Here is a 17,076-nt window from a genome sequence, read left to right on the forward strand (position 1 = left end):
GTGAAAAAAATAAACTTAATTGGTTAATTTTTAGGAAAATCTACGCAATCATTTGCATAAATACCAACCAAGAAATGCAAATATAATACACAAAGCGGAGGATGTCAAGATATAAACAAGTGCTAAATAGACATTGCCGTTTCTGATCAGCTGCATATTTTCAAGTGCAAAGCTGGAAAAGGTAGTGAACCCACCGCAAAATCCAACCATCCCCAACCATTTTCCTTCTCTTGCCCAAAAATCAGATTGTTCGGCCTTAGCGGCGAGCAATCCGATAATAAAACTACCCAGAATATTGATCAGGAAAGTACTCCAGGGATAGTTTTTTACAGTAATCCACTGCTGGATACCGTATCTGCTAATGGCACCTAATGCGCCTCCCAGAGCAATCCAAAAATAACTCATTCTGTTAATGTACTGTTTTAAGGTCTACCAGCCATTCACCGTCTATTTTTAATACTGTAATGCTGGTAGTGTCTTTCGGTTTATAGCTGTTTGAGTATACAAAATGCATAGTGGAATCATCCACATTCGTCAGCTCAATCATATTGATGCTGGATTCTCTGTATTCTCTTTTTTCTTCTACTGATAATTTCTGATAAACGTTTGTTTTCCATTTGTCGAATAAGAAAACATTCGAACTATCCTTGTATAAATAAAATTTAGCCCTGTCAATATCACCATTCAGGCTGGCACGTACGAATTCTCTGCCTGCATCCACTGCATTTTCCGCTTTTTTCATACGCGAATCGCAACTTACCAACGCAATTGTTGCAATCAGTACTAAAAGAATAGTATTTTTCATACCTCTAAATTAACCTTTTATCCGTGAACTGTAGTTTATTTCTCTTCTTTATCCTGGTCTGCCACTTTTTTAACCTCTTTCCTGTCTAGTTTTTTAAAGGCTTCCTGCTGGGCCTGCTCTTTTTGATGCTCTTTGTCATACGCCTTGATGATAGCTTTTACTAACCGGTGACGAACTACATCTTCTTCATCGAGCTCAATATGTGCGATGCCCGGAATATTTCTAAGAATCCGTGCTGCTTTTTCCAAACCTGATTTCTGGTTTTTAGGAAGGTCGACCTGTGTCATGTCGCCGGTAATAATCGCTTTTGCGTTAGCTCCGATACGGGTTAAAAACATTTTTAACTGTAAATCGGTAGAGTTTTGTGCTTCGTCAAGAATGATAAATGCATGATCGAGTGTTCTACCCCTCATATAAGCCAGTGGTGCAATCTCAATTACACGGTTATTCATGTAATAAGCCAGCTTGTCAGACGGTATCATATCGTCTAATGCATCATATAATGGACGCAGATAGGGATCAATTTTTTCTTTCAGGTCGCCCGGTAAAAATCCTAAACTTTCTCCGGCTTCTACTGCCGGCCTTGTTAAAATGATTTTTTTTACGGCTTTATTTTTTAATGCACGTACTGCTAATGCAACGGCTGTATAAGTTTTTCCGGTACCGGCAGGACCAATAGCGAAAACGATATCATTTTTTTCTGCTACCTGTACTAATCTTTTTTGATTAAGTGTTTTGGCACGCACTGTTTTACCACCGGGGCCGATTACCAGAATATCATTGAAGTTCCTTTCTTTGAAGTTGTCTTCGCCCTGTTGTTCTTCGCCTAATAATTTGTCAAAATATTCGTCGCTGATATGTCCGCTTCTTTCCACGTATTGAATGAGCAATTCAACTTTTTTCTTTACTTCTTCAATTTGCTCCGGTGCTCCCTGTAGTTTTAATTGTTGACCTCTGGCTAATATTTTTACCAAAGGAAATCTCTTTTTTAAAATGTCAAGTTTAGAGTTGTTCACTCCAAAAAAATCGATGGGATTTACCGTTTCGAAAGTGATTATAGTTTCTGTCAAGTGCTATGTTTTTTACTACGTTAAATCTAATTTCTTCTACTGGTGTTACAAAGTTAAATATCTTATAGAGATTACAATACAAATCTATTGCCTTTGTCTGCTGCATCCAGTATTCTCATGCGGTAAGCCTGCATAGCAGTATTACCTAGTTTTTTAATCAGGCGATGGTTTACAAAAGCACCGATGGGTGCGCCGATAATTGGAATCAATTGTGCCAGTTTTGCCAGGTCAAGATAATCTCTGTATTGTTGTTGAAACTGTAACCAGTCAAATGTATGAATATCATCAGGAAGTGTGGTTTGAAATTCGTTCCAGTTTTCAAGAATCTCAAATGTTTGTTGCTGGGTTTCCTTGCTGGAGAAAGTTAATTGAAATACATACAGAATGAAAATCCGTTCTTTATGATCTTTTACATCAAATCCGTAAAGGCCTGCGATATCAAATAATAACTTTAATTTAATACTCAGTAACAGTGGAAAATCTGCTATGCCCAATAATAATCCGGCTCCACCTGTTACAGCTCCTTCAATGGCTCCCGTTGTTTTATATTGGTCAATACGTTTCAGTATTTCCATTTCCCTTTCAATAAAAGGTGTAGATTCTTTGGGCCTTGGTGAAATATACCTGGCTCCAAACAAAACACCGCGAACCATTTCCTTTACTATTTTAGTAATGGAATCGTGCCATACTTTTGGATAGATTTTATTGATTCGTTTTTGTAGAGCGGCTACCCGTTTATTCACAAACGATGGGTTACGCCGCATCTGTTTTTTCCACTTGTCAACTATTTTCCGGATATAATCAATATAGTCACTCATACTACTTTAATATACGAAAAAAAGCATTAGTACAACCACCAGTTATTAACAGATTTTGCAGGTTGGTTAAATTTTACAACTGCTCCGATTGTCGGAGTAATTAAGGTGAAATGTCCGGTGTTTTTAAAGTCTGATACATTTCTCAAAGGGGCATCCCAATCATGATAAGCCAGAGAGAATTTACTATTATGAACCGGCACCATATATTTTGTATGTATGTCATTGGCAGCCTGGATGCATTCATTGGGGTGCATGTGAATAGCAGGCCAGTAAGCATCGTACTGTCCGTTTTCGAGAAATGCCCATTCAATAGAAAATTTTTCTCCTATCTGCTTAAAATGTGGGCCGTAACCACTGTCGCCGCCGATATATATTTTTTGTTGCTGTGAATAGAGTACAAAAGATGTCCAGAGTGTATTGTTTCGTCTAAACCATCTGCCCGAAAAATGTTGTGCAGGCGTAGCGGTAAAATGTAAAGAGCCGAGCTGTATCGATTGCCACCAGTCCAGTTCATGAATGACTGAGGTATCAAATCCCCATTTCTCAAAATGTGCACTCACACCCAATGTTGTAATGATCTTTTTTATTTTTGGTTTTAGCTGACAGATCGTGCGATAGTCTAAGTGATCCCAGTGATCGTGGGTGATCACCAGATAGTCAATCACAGGCAGATCTTCCGGGGTATAGCGATAAGTCATTTTAAAAGACTTCAGTCCGAGTCCGAGAGGAGATATTGAACGGCTTAAAACGGGGTCAACAAGAATGGTTTTACCGTCAAGTATCATTAAATAGCTGGAATGTCCGAGCCAGATAAACTGATCAATAGTTAAGTCTATAGCAGGAAATGCCAGATTTTTAATGGGGGAGTCAGGAAATGCTCTTTTGGGTTTACCGTTTAAAAGTTTTTTGATGAGTTTTCCGGCATTTACTCCCTCGGCCATTGATTGTACGGGTAGTTCATTATGAAATCGTCCGTTTTTAAATTGCAGTGATTGTTGAAAGAGGCCTGATTTAAGTTGTTTTGAAAGGCGTATAGATCCGATCGCCCGTAAGCGTTGCAGGATGTATAACAGAAGGAAGAGCAACAGGAGAGAAGTTAATACGGCAACCAGATAAACCATGAGTGAAAATAATGAATGTCGGCAAAAAAGAAAAAAAAACAGACCGTTGAAGGTCTGTATTTATTTTAAGCTTTAGAGCTTTCGTCTTCAAGAATTTCGTGGAGTTTACTTTCAGTGTCTATTACCCACTTAGGAAGTTGTTGGGGCTGAATTCTCCAGTTCAGTGATTCGTCTTTCTGAACTCTGAAGAGAATCCGGTTACCTCTGTCATCTACAACATCTACTGTGAAGATACCTTCATTTTCACCACCTAACTTTCTAAAGTTAAACTCTCTTAGTCTACCCTCAACTTTTAGAAGTTTTGTAAACTGAACGTTTTTTACAAATTGTATCCTCATAATGACCAATAAATAAATTAAAGAATGACGTTGAAAACCATTTTGTGTGTTATGACAAAAACAGTTCCAATTTTTGAATTAAAGACATGTTCTGAAACATATTTTTAATCAGATAATCACATAGGAAGAGGGTTATAAGGGATATCGGTCACAAAGATACCGAATTTTCAGCACCGCTAGGAGGAAATACTTACGATTGTGTAAAAAAAAGCAGGCGAAAAATTGCCTGCTTTTTTAAGTATTTGAGTATTAAACTTCTGTACTTTTTTAGTATCTGTAATGGTCAGCTTTGAATGGACCATTTTTAGGGATACCTAAATATTCGGCTTGTTCTTCAGTCAGTTCGTCGAGCTCTACTCCGATTTTAGCGAGGTGTAAACGTGCTACTTTTTCATCGAGGTGTTTCGGTAAAACGTATACTTTGTTTTCGTATTGATCGGTGTTTGTCCACAATTCGATCTGAGCAAGTGTCTGATTGGTGAAAGAATTACTCATAACGAAGCTTGGGTGGCCTGTAGCGCAGCCGAGGTTCACGAGTCTTCCTTCAGCCAGGATGATCACATCTCTGCCTTCAATGTTGTAGATGTCAACCTGAGGTTTGATGGTATCTTTCGTATGTCCGTAGTTTTTGTTTAACCAGGCCATATCGATTTCGATATCGAAGTGTCCGATGTTACAAACGATTGCTTTGTCTTTCATTACTCTGAAATGTTTTTCAGTGATCAGGTCTCTGCAACCTGATGCTGTAACGATGATATCAGCTTCTTTTACGGCGTCGATCATTTTTTTCACTTCAAACCCGTCCATTGCAGCCTGTAAAGCGCAGATAGGATCGATTTCAGTTACAATTACGCGGCAACCGGCACCTGCTAAAGAGGCGGCAGAACCTTTACCTACGTCGCCATAGCTACCTACTACAGCTACTTTACCGGCAAGCATAACATCTGTAGCACGACGGATCGCATCTACCAGACTTTCTTTACAACCGTATTTGTTATCGAATTTAGATTTGGTTACCGAATCGTTTACGTTGATGGCAGGAATTGGTAAAGTACCTTTTGCCATTCTTTCGTAAAGGCGGTGAACGCCGGTAGTTGTTTCTTCAGAAAGTCCTTTAACGTGTTGTACTAATTCAGGGTATTTATCAAAAACGATGTTTGTTAAGTCACCACCATCGTCAAGAATCATATTTAAAGGACGGTCAGCGCCGCCGAAGAACAAGGTTTGTTCAATGCACCATTCAGCTTCTTCGTTTGTTTGGCCTTTCCATGCGAATACTCCGATTCCTGCAGCGGCGATTGCAGCGGCAGCGTGATCCTGAGTAGAGAATATATTACAAGAACTCCATCTTACTTCAGCACCTAATGCTACTAAAGTTTCAATTAAAACGGCAGTTTGAATTGTCATGTGTAAACAACCGGCAACACGAGCACCCTTTAAAGGTTGAGAAGCACCGTATTCAGCGCGTAACGCCATTAAACCGGGCATTTCTGCTTCGGCCAAACGAATTTCCTTGCGACCCCACTCAGCCAGGCTGATATCTTTCACTTTATAGGGTAATGTAAAATCAATTGTTTTAGTAGACATAGTCGTTATTTTTTTAAAGGAGCATCACTCCATTGAATTGCAAAATTACTGATTCAATCTGTTCGATCAATACTATTTGAAAGGTAATTATGAGGTAAAGTATTTTTTAAGAATGTTCCTGAGCAATATCTGCTACAGTTCTTTTCTCCAGAATTTTCAGGGTCGAGTCTCTTACCTGTATCATAACATCATTCAGGCCGCATTGTTGTTCATCGCAGTTATTACAGCGTTCGTAGAAATATAGGCTGACGCAGGGTAACATCGCAATCGGGCCGTCTATTAAGCGGAGAATCTTTGCCATCGATACATTTTTGGGTGATTCTCTGAAAAAATAACCCCCGCCTTTTCCCTTTTTACTGTCTAGTATATCTGCTTTTTTTAATTCTAACAGTATATTTTCCAGAAATTTAAGAGGGATTTTTTTCTTTTCAGCTATTTCAGCAATTAAAATAGGTCTGTTATCTGGCTGGCTGGCCATATACATAAGTGCTTTAAATGCGTATTGAGCTTTTTTAGAAAGCATGATTTAGGTATTGTATTACAAATGAACAGAGATGATTTGCGATGATTACAATATAAGGATTTGTTTGTTAAAATAGTAATTAAATTCCTAATACGTCAGACATGCTATAGATGCCTTTTTTGTTATGCAGGAATTCAGCTGCTAATACGGCACCGGTAGCAAATCCTTCTCTGTTATGGGCTGTATGTGTTATCTCAATGTCATCAATGGCCGAAGAATAAGTAATGGTATGTGTGCCCGGAGCAGGATCTATTCTTTCAGCAGTGATTTGCAGTTGGTTGGAGGCAGGTTGGTCCATTGTCCAGCTTTGTTTACGTTTCACTTCTTCCAGTATCTGCTCAGCCAGTGTAATGGCTGTTCCGCTTGGTGCATCTTTTTTCTCGGTATGGTGTACTTCGTGAACGCGCACATCGTAATTGGATTGCTCATTCATTAAAGCGGCCAGTTTTTTATTAATGGCAAAGAATATATTTACACCCACACTAAAGTTTGAAGCATAAAGAAATGCGCCGTTTTCAGCATTGGTTTTATGAACGATCTGTGGTAGTTTTTCTAACCAGCCGGTAGAGCCGGATACTACCGGTACGTGATTACTTAATAATACATTGATATTATCAAACGCGCTGTGGGGGCCGGTGAATTCAATTGCAACATCTGCCTTCTTCAGGTTTTCAGGGGTAAAGTCTTCCAGATTATCTACAGATATCTTTAACACTATTTCATGTCCGCGTTGGATAGCAATTTTCTCGATAGCTCTTCCCATCTTACCGTATCCGATCAATGCAATTTTCATAATTATTTAGCGCTGTATTTAGTAGGTTTATTTTTTAAGCTGAAAACGAAGCCAACACCCGGTGTCGGTACTGGTCCGGGGCCCGGAATTACAGTTGGTTTGATTTTCAATGACAGTTCATCTGAGATGTCAAACTCTTTAAGGTGGGCATCAACTGTGGCATCAACCACATTTAACCCCCACATGAGTATTCCGTAGAGAATGGAATAGTCCATATTTTTTCTAAACTGGTTACGGTAGTTACGAACGATATTTTCATAATTTCTTTCTACCATAAAGCGTAGTTTGGGATCAACCTGTTCTAACACTGCGGGGTCAGCGCCTGTACCGTTTTGAATAACGGTGAGTGCAAACCGGGTCTTGTCGTACCAGTTTTTATTGTCGATGTATAAATAGACAGGAATGCCAATCGCTGTGTAAACGATTGGCAGTTTCCAATATTTTTTATTGTAAATCTGCCCCCATCCGGGAATAATGGCAGATCTGATAGTGGCCCGTCGGGGAATATGTTTTCGCTCTTCTTCCAGCTCTTTAACAGTTCTTCTTGTCTGAAGCGGCTCAATGATCGTGTCGGCGGGTATTACCCGAAGTGAATCCTGTGCCTTAGCCTGTAAAAAGTAACTAGCTAAACAAATACATAATAAAAAAAATCTTTTAAGCATGTAGTGAACTTAATTCGCTGATACACCGATTTGGTCAAGAATTTTATTCAGATCCTGAATAGAATAATATTCTAAAGTGATACTACCATAACCTTTTTTGTTATGATTTAGTTTCACTTTCGTGCTGAAATGCGAAGCTAAGTTATCTTCAATTTTTCTATATGCGGGCGGTAAATTAGACTTTTCTGAATTTTTAACAGTTGCTGTATTACCGCTGTATAATTTTCTTACTAATTCTTCTGTTTGACGAACTGAAAGTGATTTGGCTTTAATCTCGCTGAAAATATAGAGTTGTTTATCAACTGTATCAACATTTACGAGTGCACGGGCATGCCCCATAGAGAGTTCTCCGTTTCTGACGGCTACCTGAATATCCGGAGGTAATTTTAACAAACGGATGTAGTTGGCAACTGTACTTCTTTCTTTGCCCATACGTTCGGCAACCTGTTCCTGTGTATGGCTCAGTTCTTCCATCATACGTTTATAGCTCAATGCAATCTCCATTGCATTTAAGTTTTCACGTTGCAGGTTTTCCAATAAAGCCAACTCTAACAATTCCTGGTCATTTGCTTTACGGATATAAGCTGGAATATCTTTTAATCCGGCAATTTTTGAAGCTCTCCATCTTCTTTCACCCGAAATCAAACGGTATTTGCCACCCGGAAGCAGAGAAACGGTAATCGGCTGGATAATATCATGTAATTTGATAGAATGCGCCAGTTCGTTTAAAGCCTGCTCATCAAAGTCTCTGCGCGGTTGCTTAGGGTTTGTTTCAACGTTTTCCAACGGAATACGTTGCATAGAAGTTACCTGCTCAACAACATTCGTCTTTAGTGCACCGGTACTGGTTTTTAAATCAGAATCAATACTCTTCAATAAGGAACGGATTCCTTTTCCTAATGCTTCTTTATTGTTATTTTTTGGATTACTCATAGTGTGAGTTTGTTATTGCCATCAAAAAGGAAACTAATCTAAGATTCTTTCTTCCTGTTTGATTTTTGTTAGGTTGTTTTTTTGTAGAATTTCTTTGGCCAGGTTCAGGTAGTTGCTGGCACCTTTACTGGCGGCATCGTATAAAATAACCGGTTTACCTACACTCGGTGCTTCACTGATTCTACTGTTTCTATGTATAATGGTATCGAATACCATTTCATCGAAGTGTTTCCTCACTTCATTTACTACCTGGTTGCACAGGCGTAAACGACCGTCATACATTGTCATTAAAATACCTTCAATCGATAGTTCAGTATTCAATCTGCTCTGAACGATTTTAATAGTATTTAATAATTTACCTAATCCTTCCAATGCAAAGAACTCGGTTTGTACAGGCACGATTACAGAATCGGCCGCTACTAAAGCATTTACTGTAATCAAACCCAGAGAGGGAGAACAGTCGATGATCACGAAATCGTATTCGTGCATCACGGGTTCGAGCAGTGTTTTGAGAACCGTCTCACGATTGGGATAGTTAATCATTTCGATTTCGGCTCCTACTAAGTCGATGTGTGAAGGTATTACGTCTAAGTTTTCAATTTCAGACTTCAGAATCACATCTTTTGCGGTAGTACCGTTCACCATACAATCATAAAGTGACTGTTGTATGTTGTGAAGGTCAAAACCCACTCCAGTAGTACTGTTCGCCTGCGGATCGGCATCTACCAACAATGTTTTAAATTCAAGCACTGCCAGGCTTGCCGCTAAATTAATAGCGGAGGTAGTTTTACCTACTCCTCCTTTCTGATTTGCTACTCCAATTACTCGGGCCATTCTGATTATTTTAAGAACAATGATCCCGTTTTTCAGGGATTCCCTTGCTCACTGAGTAAATCTATTTAATCTTCAAAAATCCTAAAAATTACGAGTTTCTCCAATTTCTAGCAGATGCAATTTTGCACCAACCTTTTCAAAAGCCTGGTTTGCGGCCTGTGCATCTACCTTTATAAAGCCGAAAGTGTCATAGTGAACACCCATAATCTCTTTACAGTCAATCATTTTAGCACAAGCTGCCGCGTCGGTCGCATCCATTGTAAAGTTGTCCCCAATTGGCAATATCGCAAAATTTAATTTAGCCCAGGTCGGTATTAATTGCATATCCAACGTTAAAGCCGTGTCGCCGCTGTAGTAAAAACTGCCTTCATTGTTCGAAATGATGAATCCCATCGGATTGCCGCCGTAAGAGCCGTCAGGCAAACCGGATGAGTGCTGGGCAACCACGCATTTAACGGTGAAATCACCGAAATTCCATTTTCCACCGGTATTCATAGGATGCACATTTTCAACTCCTTGTTTCTTAAACCACTCGGCAATTTCCCAATTGGCCACTACCTTTGCCCCTGTTCTCTTTGCGATGGATACCGCATCCGCAATGTGGTCAACGTGTGCATGCGATAATATTATATAGTCGGCTTCTACCGTTTCGGCAGCTACTTTACCTTTTGCTAATTCGTTATAAGTGATAAACGGGTCAAATAGTATTTTTTTACCATTTGTACTAACTGTAAAGCATGAATGACCATAATAAGTAACTTGCATAAGCGACGATTAAGGTTGAAAATGTATAATTTAGATGAAATTTGCTCAAAAATCATACTTTAAAAGCGAATTTCGAATCGCAAAATTACGTTTCCACCCATATATTAACAACCAAAATGAGAATTAGGTGTTAATTACTGCAATTACGCCCTTTATTATAATTATATTAAACACCAATGAATCAACTATATACTATTGTTTCAGGTACGCATCGAAAAGATAGTAACACGCTTAAAATAGCCCGGTATTACGAATCGGTACTGCAGGAAAAAGGCCAGCGGTATGAGTTCTTTACGCTGGAAGAGTGGAAATCTTTTGAAAGAGACGCCCATTTTATTGAGCTGGAAAAGAAATATATGGTGCCTGCTTCCAAACTTATTTTTATTGTTCCCGAATATAACGCCAGCATTCCCGGAATTTTAAAGCTGATGATCGACTGTTCTGATTACAAGGGTGTTTGGCCGAATAAGAAGGCTTTAATTACGGGCGTTGCCATCGGCCGTTCGGGAAATATTCGCGGAATTGACCATCTTAGCAATATTTTACAATACCTGAATGTAACAGTTCACCCGAATAAGCTACCTATATCTTTGGTACATACTCTTTTAGATGAGCATGGAATGCTTAAAGATGCTGCTGTATTAGCAGCGATCCATGCTCAATTAAATTCTTTCATCGATTTTTAAAAGTTTCATATGCCCTTTGCCAATGTAATTTTTACGCTGTTAATTGTTTTTGATATCTATCTCTGGGTAGTGCTTCGTCAATACACCCGCAAAAGCCCTAAGAAGCGATTGGCCGGTACACTGGTTATTATTGTTTCAACATTGATCTTTGTTTTGTTCTATTATTATTTCAGCAGTAATCCGGCTCCGGCAACAGGAGGCAGAAATGTATTCTTTGTTTATACTATTGCGGTATTTTTCAGCAAGGCGATCAGTGTATTGATTTTTTTAATGGATGATATCCGCCGCCTTTTTCAATGGTTATACCTGCGGTTTGCAAAATCGTCAGTAAAACAGTCTGCTGAAGATAGTGCTGTCAGCGTTTCACGTTCAGGTTTTCTGGCATGGCTGGCAATGGGAACCAGTGCCGCTTTCACAGGAAGTCTGTTTCATGGAATGACGAATAAATATCGTTACCGCGTAAAAAAACAGGTGATCACCAGTGATAAAATCCCTGCTGCTTTTAAGGGATTAAAAATTGTTCAGATTTCAGATATTCACAGCGGTAGCTTTACCAATCTGGAAGGCCCGCACAGCGGTATCAGAATGATTCAGGAGTTGAACCCTGACCTTATTTTGTTTACCGGAGATCTAGTGAACAGTTCGAGTAGTGAAATGGATCCATATATTGATATTTTTAAGCAATTAAATGCTCCTTTAGGCGTTTACTCCGTACTTGGAAACCATGATTATGCGTTCTACAAAAAAGCCACTGATGAAGAACGTGAACAGGATTTTAACTACATGCTTGAGCAGCACCAAAAACTCAACTGGAAGTTGTTAAGAAACGAACATGTGGTGTTGGAAAAAGGAGGTGAAAGCATTACGCTGATAGGAGTGGAGAACTGGTCTAAAAACAATCGTTTCCCCACTTATGGAGATCTGGCTAAAGCAACTGAAGGTGTTCAGAATAATCAATTTCAGTTATTAATGTCGCACGATCCGACTCATTGGGAGGCAGAAGTGTTAAAATTATATCCGGATATTGATTTAACCTTATCAGGACATACTCATGGTATGCAATTTGGTTTTGAAATACCCGGGTTAAAGTGGAGTCCGGTGCAAATGATCTATAAACACTGGATGGGTATGTATCAGTCCGGAAAACAGCAACTCTATGTAAATACAGGTTACGGATTTATAGGGTATGCAGGAAGAGTGGGCATTTTACCTGAAATTACCTTATTCGAATTAGCTTAATCAATCTCATTATATATCCTAAAACTATCTCATGAAAAGCATAATAAAATGGGTGTCGGCATTGATCGTGCTAACCTTTGTTTCAACACAGTCATCATCTGCCCAGGGGTTTGATTTCGGCATTACAGCCGGCTTTAACTCTTTCAAATTCGATGGTGCACAGAGTTGGAATGATCGCGTAAACAGCGGTTACTATCTTGGAGCAGCCTTTGAATTAATGTTATCAGATAAAATCGGATTTCAACCTGAAGTGCAGATACAATTTGACCGTCAGAGAAATCCGGCCAATGAAACTGTAAAAACAAAGTCACTGAACGTACCGATTTTGTTTACCTGGCGCCCCATAAAATTATTAAGCATTCAGTTCGGTCCGCAATACTCTAAACATATTGATGGCTGGGATGATATAAGACTGTTAGATCAAAGCTTTTATAAGAAAGATAATATGACACTGATTGGTGGTTTACAGCTAAATACCCCGATAGTGAAAATTGGTGCCCGTATTGATCAGGGATTAATGAAAATTAACAACTTTGATTCAATGGATGATATCAAAACCATGGGATTCAGAGTTTACCTGCTTAAAACTTTATTGTAGGCTTTGGTATAACAGCTATTATTATTAATCGCAATTTTAACCATTAAGGCATTAAGAAATTAAGATACCCTGCCGCTTCGCTTTGGCTCATTCTATCTTATAATCACTATCATAAACATGAAGAAAATGAAGTTGAAAAGCGAATGAAGTGCTGTCTTCCGCGCTGCTTTACCTTCATACCTTCATTCTCTTCATGTTTCCCATTAACATTTCAAACATAGGAGAAATTAAGCGGTTAATAGTTCAGGGGAATTAAGAAGCAATTTTCTTAATTCCCTTGTTTGTTAATGGTGAAAATACAAATCACCATCTTCGTCACTCAAAATTTCCCCATCACGACAAAATTGCTGATAATTGGCATTGGCATTAATATTGACTATCTTACCGGAACTGACAAATGCAAGTAATTCAGTAAATTGAATGAAAGTTTGTCATTAAATCATAGAATGAAAGAAACGACTATCATATTTAGACCGGATGAGGATATGGATTTTATCCCTATTATTCCTCTCAACGAAAATGATCATGAGCAACAACAGGATATAGAACTTCCCGAGAGCTTGCCGATTCTTCCTTTAAGAAATACGGTTTTATTTCCCGGGGTGGTATTACCGATTACTGTTGGGCGCGATAAAAGTATTAAAGCGGTTAATGAATCTTATAAAGGTGATAAATTAATAGGAGTAGTGGCACAAAAAGATGCCAATACGGAAGATCCTACTAAAGATGATTTAGAGCAGATCGGTACTGTTGCCAAAATCGTAAAACTGATTAAGATGCCGGATGGTGGAACCACGGTTATTATTCAGGGTAGAAAAAGATTTTCTATCAAAGAGGTAACCAGTGAAGAACCGTTTTTTACAGCAACTGTAGAACCTTTAACAGACGGCGATCTTACTACCATCGAAAATTTCGATGCTTATGTAGCTACTATTAAAGATTTAGCAGGGCAGATTATTCAGTTAAGCCCGAATATCCCTTCTGAATCGGCCATTATTCTTAAAAACATTGAGAATCCGTCTTTCCTGATACATTTTATAGCCAGTAACTTAAATACAGAACTGAAAGAAAAGCAGGAGTTACTGAAATTAGATAATGTTCAGGAACGTGCCGACCTGCTGATGCAACTGTTGCAACGTGAATTACAATTTGCGGAACTCAAGAATAAGGTTACGAACAAAACTAAAACCGAATTAGATAAACAACAGCGTGAATACTTTTTACAACAACAACTAAAAAGTATTAAAGAAGAGCTGGGGGGAGATTCGAACGATCGGGAATTGAAAGAAATGCAGAAAAAGGCCGAACAGATGAAATGGCCGGAAGCTGCAAAAGAAATGTTCCAGAAAGGAATTGAAAAACTGGAACGTATGCATCCTTCCACTCCTGATTATTCGGTTGTTTATAATCACCTTGATTTGTTACTGGATCTTCCATGGGGTAATTATACCGAAGATGTATATAATCTTAAAAAAGCCAAAAAGGTTTTAGACGATGAGCACTTCGGAATGCAAAAAATTAAAGAACGTATTTTAGAATATCTCGCAGTGTTAAAACTGAAAGGAGATATGAAGAGCCCTATTCTTTGTTTTGTAGGTCCTCCGGGTATTGGTAAAACATCTTTGGGTAAGAGTATTGCAAATGCTATCCAAAGAAAATATGTTCGTATCAGTTTAGGCGGGTTGCACGATGAAAGTGAAATTCGTGGCCACCGTAAAACATATATCGGTGCTATGCCGGGCAGAATTGTACAGAGTTTGCGTAAAGTGAAATCGTCTAACCCGGTAATGATTCTTGACGAAATTGATAAAGTTGGTAAAGATTTCAGAGGAGATCCTTCATCGGCCTTACTCGAAGTATTAGATCCGGAACAAAATAATAGTTTTTACGATAATTATCTTGAGCTGGAATACGACCTGAGTAAAGTATTATTCATCGCTACTGCGAATGATTTAAGCTCTATTCAACCGGCGCTAAGAGACCGCCTCGAAATTATTCACCTGAACGGTTACGCAGTAGAAGAAAAAGTGCAGATTGCTAAAAATCACCTGATCCCTAAGCAAAAGGATGCACACGGTTTGAAAGATATTACTTTTAAATTGTCTGATCCTGTTCTTCAGAAAGTGATTCAGGAACATACCCGTGAAAGCGGTGTTCGTGAATTAGACAGGCATATCTCTGCCATCATGCGTTTTCAGGCAAAAGAGTTTGTATTGAACGGTAAAGTAAAAGCCACCCTTACAGCTGCTGATGTTGAGAAGATTCTGGGTAAGCCACGCTTCACGAATGAAGTGTATAAATCCGGTAACATACCCGGGGTAGCAGTAGGATTGGCCTGGACGGCTGTTGGAGGGGATATTCTGTTTATAGAATCAAATATCAGTGAAGGAAAAGGTGATTTGAAATTAACCGGTAACCTCGGTGAAGTGATGAAAGAGTCAGCGGCTACCGCATTATCGTTTATTCGCTCCAATGCTAAAAAATTCGGTATTGAACCGTCAATGTTTGATAAACATACTTTTCATATTCACGTTCCGGAAGGCGCTACTCCGAAAGATGGCCCGAGTGCTGGTGTAACTATGTTAACAGCACTCATGTCAACTATTAAAAACAAAAAAGTAAAACCTTACCTTGCTATGTCGGGTGAAATTACTTTGCGTGGATTAGTATTACCGGTAGGCGGAATTAAAGAAAAAGTATTAGCAGCCAAACGTGCGGGTGTAAAGCATATTATTCTTTGCTGGCAGAACGAAAAAGATGTATTGGAGATCGATCCGAGCTTCATAAAAGGAATGAAATTCACTTACGTGAAAACCATGCAGGAAGTATTGGATACGGCCCTTTAAATAAAAGTATTCAGACAGAACAGTTCGTCTGTTGGCAGATAAAACAGTTGTAAGCTATTGTTTACAACTGTTTTTTATTGGATGGAGGCCCGGTTAGTAACTATTTTTCTTTTATTCAGTAACCACTTTCTTTTTCTTCCTGTACAGCATGATGAATGTTATCCAGATAATCAGTAATACCGCTATTAACAGTAATTCCGTTTTATGCAGCCCGTTCTGGAAAAAATTATTTAATGAATGAACGCCTGCTACCGCCAGTAACGAACCTGTTTTGTTATATACTTTACCAATACCCCAGGTGCCAAAGAAAATGATACCCAGAAAAATCAGGTTTGAGGCAGTCATTTCAACATTCAGGTGCCAGGCAAACCAAAGCAGGGCAATGATCAGTATTGACTGAAATTGATTGAGCTGCTTTAATTGTTCCTGCAGAAATCCCCTCCAGCCAATTTCCTCTAATAATCCATATATTAAAACTGTAAACATTAATAATAAAGGAAACTTCCCTATCTGAAAGTAATACACCGTTGCAATCAGCACAGCCGGAAGTGCCCAATAAACGATAAATGGTACGAAGCTGTTTTGATAGATGCCTTTCAGTGATAACTTCATTGGAATGCTGAATAGTTTCACCGCTATCAATGCTCCGATAGCCGGTCCGACCCCTCTTAGCAGTATAGCCAGGTATTCATTGTTGAGGTTATTTAACAGGGGCGTTTTTACTGCCAGAAACCGGCATAGAACAGCTATAAGGTAAAACACGGCAATGGCTTTGATATTCACTTTACTCGTCATAAATAGACTTGAATTTATTTTTCAAAACTATTCGATCAGGTTGATAATAAAATTGACGATGGGTAAGTTCTATCGGGCGGTTACTCTTTTTCTGACACGGCTTAAACTTTCAGCGGTTAACCCTAAATAGGAAGCAATTACCTTCAACGGCGTACGCTGAAATATTTCAGGACGTTGTTTGATCAGGTTAAGATACCGCTCTTCAGGACTTAATGTTAAAAGATTGATTTGTTCCTGTTGTTTTCGCATATACAATATTTCGGAAATAGCTTTGCCGATACGTAAGCCGGTTTCGTTCCGTGCATATAATTCGTTCAGGTCGGGGTAACTCACTGACCAGAGTGTACAGTCTTCTAAAGCTTCCGTTTGAATACCGGTGGGTTGTTGGTTTAAGAAAGAAAGGTAATCGCTCACAAAGTTATTCTCATACAATAAATTGATACAAACATCCTTTTTACCATTCCAAATGAATAATCCGGCAGAACCTTCGGTAATGATATTCAGGAATTTCTCTACAGAATGATAAGCTTTGATAGGCGTATTTTTAGGAAAATACCTTACCTGGATTTTTTCTGAAAAACCCTCCCATATATTCATACCGGCGTTATAGAACGGTTCAAAAATCTTTCGGACTTCTTCAGGAGAAGGTTGGGCTGCCATACC

The 17,076-nt window shown here is 38.9% G+C and carries 19 protein-coding genes; 4 read left to right on the plus strand and 15 right to left on the minus strand.

The annotated features are described in order from the left end of the window. Positions 1-48: 48 nt before the first annotated feature. From crcB to D9O48_RS14355, 13 genes are all read right to left on the minus strand, one after another. A complete protein-coding gene (crcB, locus tag D9O48_RS14295) occupies positions 49-405 on the minus strand; it encodes a fluoride efflux transporter CrcB (protein WP_126973662.1) in 357 nt (118 codons plus the stop codon). Positions 406-409: 4 nt separating this feature from the next. After that, on the minus strand, positions 410-805 hold the full coding sequence (locus tag D9O48_RS14300) for a nuclear transport factor 2 family protein (protein WP_126973663.1): 396 nt from the start codon (positions 803-805) through the stop codon (positions 410-412). Positions 806-840: 35 nt separating this feature from the next. Further along, the gene (locus D9O48_RS14305; protein ID WP_126973664.1) at positions 841-1,875 is read right to left on the minus strand and encodes a PhoH family protein; all 1,035 of its coding nucleotides are present in this window, start codon (positions 1,873-1,875) and stop codon (positions 841-843) included. 71 nt (positions 1,876-1,946) lie between these two features. Further along, positions 1,947-2,693: an EcsC family protein gene (locus tag D9O48_RS14310; protein ID WP_126973665.1), complete on the minus strand. Its 747-nt coding sequence runs from the start codon at positions 2,691-2,693 to the stop codon at positions 1,947-1,949. Positions 2,694-2,719: 26 nt separating this feature from the next. Beyond that, positions 2,720-3,814 carry an MBL fold metallo-hydrolase gene (locus D9O48_RS14315; RefSeq protein WP_126973666.1) on the minus strand — a complete coding sequence of 365 codons (1,095 nt, stop codon included), beginning with the start codon at positions 3,812-3,814 and terminating at the stop codon, positions 2,720-2,722. Positions 3,815-3,879: 65 nt separating this feature from the next. After that, positions 3,880-4,152 (minus strand): hypothetical protein, encoded by a 273-nt coding sequence (locus D9O48_RS14320; RefSeq protein WP_126973667.1) that lies wholly within the window; start codon positions 4,150-4,152, stop codon positions 3,880-3,882. 267 nt (positions 4,153-4,419) lie between these two features. Beyond that, a complete protein-coding gene (gene ahcY, locus D9O48_RS14325; protein ID WP_126973668.1) occupies positions 4,420-5,739 on the minus strand; it encodes an adenosylhomocysteinase in 1,320 nt (439 codons plus the stop codon). Positions 5,740-5,845: 106 nt separating this feature from the next. Then, the gene (locus tag D9O48_RS14330) at positions 5,846-6,262 is read right to left on the minus strand and encodes an RrF2 family transcriptional regulator (protein ID WP_126973669.1); all 417 of its coding nucleotides are present in this window, start codon (positions 6,260-6,262) and stop codon (positions 5,846-5,848) included. Positions 6,263-6,341: 79 nt separating this feature from the next. Then, positions 6,342-7,055 carry a 4-hydroxy-tetrahydrodipicolinate reductase gene (gene dapB / locus D9O48_RS14335; protein ID WP_126973670.1) on the minus strand — a complete coding sequence of 238 codons (714 nt, stop codon included), beginning with the start codon at positions 7,053-7,055 and terminating at the stop codon, positions 6,342-6,344. Between the two features lie 2 nt (positions 7,056-7,057). Continuing rightward, complete coding sequence (locus D9O48_RS14340; RefSeq protein ID WP_126973671.1) at positions 7,058-7,717, minus strand: DUF5683 domain-containing protein; 660 nt, start codon at positions 7,715-7,717, stop codon at positions 7,058-7,060. Positions 7,718-7,726: 9 nt separating this feature from the next. Beyond that, the gene (locus D9O48_RS14345) at positions 7,727-8,650 is read right to left on the minus strand and encodes a ParB/RepB/Spo0J family partition protein (RefSeq protein WP_126973672.1); all 924 of its coding nucleotides are present in this window, start codon (positions 8,648-8,650) and stop codon (positions 7,727-7,729) included. A 33-nt stretch (positions 8,651-8,683) separates the two neighbouring features. Then, positions 8,684-9,484 carry a ParA family protein gene (locus D9O48_RS14350; protein ID WP_126973673.1) on the minus strand — a complete coding sequence of 267 codons (801 nt, stop codon included), beginning with the start codon at positions 9,482-9,484 and terminating at the stop codon, positions 8,684-8,686. Between the two features lie 81 nt (positions 9,485-9,565). Then, entirely contained in the window at positions 9,566-10,249 is a 684-nt protein-coding gene (locus D9O48_RS14355; RefSeq protein WP_126973674.1) for a metal-dependent hydrolase, read from the minus strand. A 176-nt stretch (positions 10,250-10,425) separates the two neighbouring features. On the opposite strand from D9O48_RS14355, the gene D9O48_RS14360 reads away from it, so the two are divergent. The 4 genes from D9O48_RS14360 to lon all read left to right on the plus strand — a co-directional run bounded on the left by D9O48_RS14360 (position 10,426) and on the right by lon (position 15,618). Beyond that, the gene (locus tag D9O48_RS14360) at positions 10,426-10,935 is read left to right on the plus strand and encodes an NADPH-dependent FMN reductase (RefSeq protein ID WP_126973675.1); all 510 of its coding nucleotides are present in this window, start codon (positions 10,426-10,428) and stop codon (positions 10,933-10,935) included. A 9-nt stretch (positions 10,936-10,944) separates the two neighbouring features. Further along, a complete protein-coding gene (locus tag D9O48_RS14365; RefSeq protein ID WP_126973676.1) occupies positions 10,945-12,174 on the plus strand; it encodes a metallophosphoesterase in 1,230 nt (409 codons plus the stop codon). Between the two features lie 31 nt (positions 12,175-12,205). After that, positions 12,206-12,772, plus strand: a complete 567-nt coding sequence (locus tag D9O48_RS14370; protein ID WP_126973677.1) for a porin family protein — start codon at positions 12,206-12,208, stop codon at positions 12,770-12,772. A gap of 446 nt (positions 12,773-13,218) precedes the next feature. After that, entirely contained in the window at positions 13,219-15,618 is a 2,400-nt protein-coding gene (gene lon / locus D9O48_RS14375) for an endopeptidase La (RefSeq protein ID WP_126973678.1), read from the plus strand. Positions 15,619-15,729: 111 nt separating this feature from the next. Here the strand turns inward: lon and D9O48_RS14380 are convergent, their stop codons facing one another. Together D9O48_RS14380 and D9O48_RS14385 are read right to left on the minus strand one after the other, a co-directional pair. Then, positions 15,730-16,413, minus strand: a complete 684-nt coding sequence (locus D9O48_RS14380; RefSeq protein ID WP_126973679.1) for a CPBP family intramembrane glutamic endopeptidase — start codon at positions 16,411-16,413, stop codon at positions 15,730-15,732. Positions 16,414-16,482: 69 nt separating this feature from the next. Continuing rightward, the gene (locus D9O48_RS14385; protein WP_126973680.1) at positions 16,483-17,073 is read right to left on the minus strand and encodes a Crp/Fnr family transcriptional regulator; all 591 of its coding nucleotides are present in this window, start codon (positions 17,071-17,073) and stop codon (positions 16,483-16,485) included. Between the last annotated feature and the right edge of the window lie 3 nt (positions 17,074-17,076).

Origin of the sequence: Gynurincola endophyticus (assembly GCF_003991195.1) — a bacterium.
Classification (GTDB): Bacteria; Bacteroidota; Bacteroidia; order Chitinophagales; family Chitinophagaceae; genus Gynurincola; species Gynurincola endophyticus.

Bases quoted from the DNA above. Each gene is read 5' to 3' on its own strand.
- D9O48_RS14300 (WP_126973663.1), bottom strand. From the start codon at position 805: ATGAAAAATACTATTCTTTTAGTACTGATTGCAACAATTGCGTTGGTA.
- dapB (WP_126973670.1), bottom strand. From the start codon at position 7,055: ATGAAAATTGCATTGATCGGATACGGTAAGATGGGAAGAGCTATCGAG.
- D9O48_RS14355 (WP_126973674.1), bottom strand. From the start codon at position 10,249: ATGCAAGTTACTTATTATGGTCATTCATGCTTTACAGTTAGTACAAAT.
- D9O48_RS14315 (WP_126973666.1), bottom strand. From the start codon at position 3,814: ATGGTTTATCTGGTTGCCGTATTAACTTCTCTCCTGTTGCTCTTCCTT.
- lon (WP_126973678.1), top strand. From the start codon at position 13,219: ATGAAAGAAACGACTATCATATTTAGACCGGATGAGGATATGGATTTT.
- D9O48_RS14350 (WP_126973673.1), bottom strand. From the start codon at position 9,484: ATGGCCCGAGTAATTGGAGTAGCAAATCAGAAAGGAGGAGTAGGTAAA.
- D9O48_RS14370 (WP_126973677.1), top strand. From the start codon at position 12,206: ATGAAAAGCATAATAAAATGGGTGTCGGCATTGATCGTGCTAACCTTT.
- D9O48_RS14360 (WP_126973675.1), top strand. From the start codon at position 10,426: ATGAATCAACTATATACTATTGTTTCAGGTACGCATCGAAAAGATAGT.
- D9O48_RS14340 (WP_126973671.1), bottom strand. From the start codon at position 7,717: ATGCTTAAAAGATTTTTTTTATTATGTATTTGTTTAGCTAGTTACTTT.
- crcB (WP_126973662.1), bottom strand. From the start codon at position 405: ATGAGTTATTTTTGGATTGCTCTGGGAGGCGCATTAGGTGCCATTAGC.
- D9O48_RS14365 (WP_126973676.1), top strand. From the start codon at position 10,945: ATGCCCTTTGCCAATGTAATTTTTACGCTGTTAATTGTTTTTGATATC.
- D9O48_RS14320 (WP_126973667.1), bottom strand. From the start codon at position 4,152: ATGAGGATACAATTTGTAAAAAACGTTCAGTTTACAAAACTTCTAAAA.
- D9O48_RS14330 (WP_126973669.1), bottom strand. From the start codon at position 6,262: ATGCTTTCTAAAAAAGCTCAATACGCATTTAAAGCACTTATGTATATG.
- D9O48_RS14380 (WP_126973679.1), bottom strand. From the start codon at position 16,413: ATGACGAGTAAAGTGAATATCAAAGCCATTGCCGTGTTTTACCTTATA.
- ahcY (WP_126973668.1), bottom strand. From the start codon at position 5,739: ATGTCTACTAAAACAATTGATTTTACATTACCCTATAAAGTGAAAGAT.
- D9O48_RS14385 (WP_126973680.1), bottom strand. From the start codon at position 17,073: ATGGCAGCCCAACCTTCTCCTGAAGAAGTCCGAAAGATTTTTGAACCG.
- D9O48_RS14310 (WP_126973665.1), bottom strand. From the start codon at position 2,693: ATGAGTGACTATATTGATTATATCCGGAAAATAGTTGACAAGTGGAAA.
- D9O48_RS14345 (WP_126973672.1), bottom strand. From the start codon at position 8,650: ATGAGTAATCCAAAAAATAACAATAAAGAAGCATTAGGAAAAGGAATC.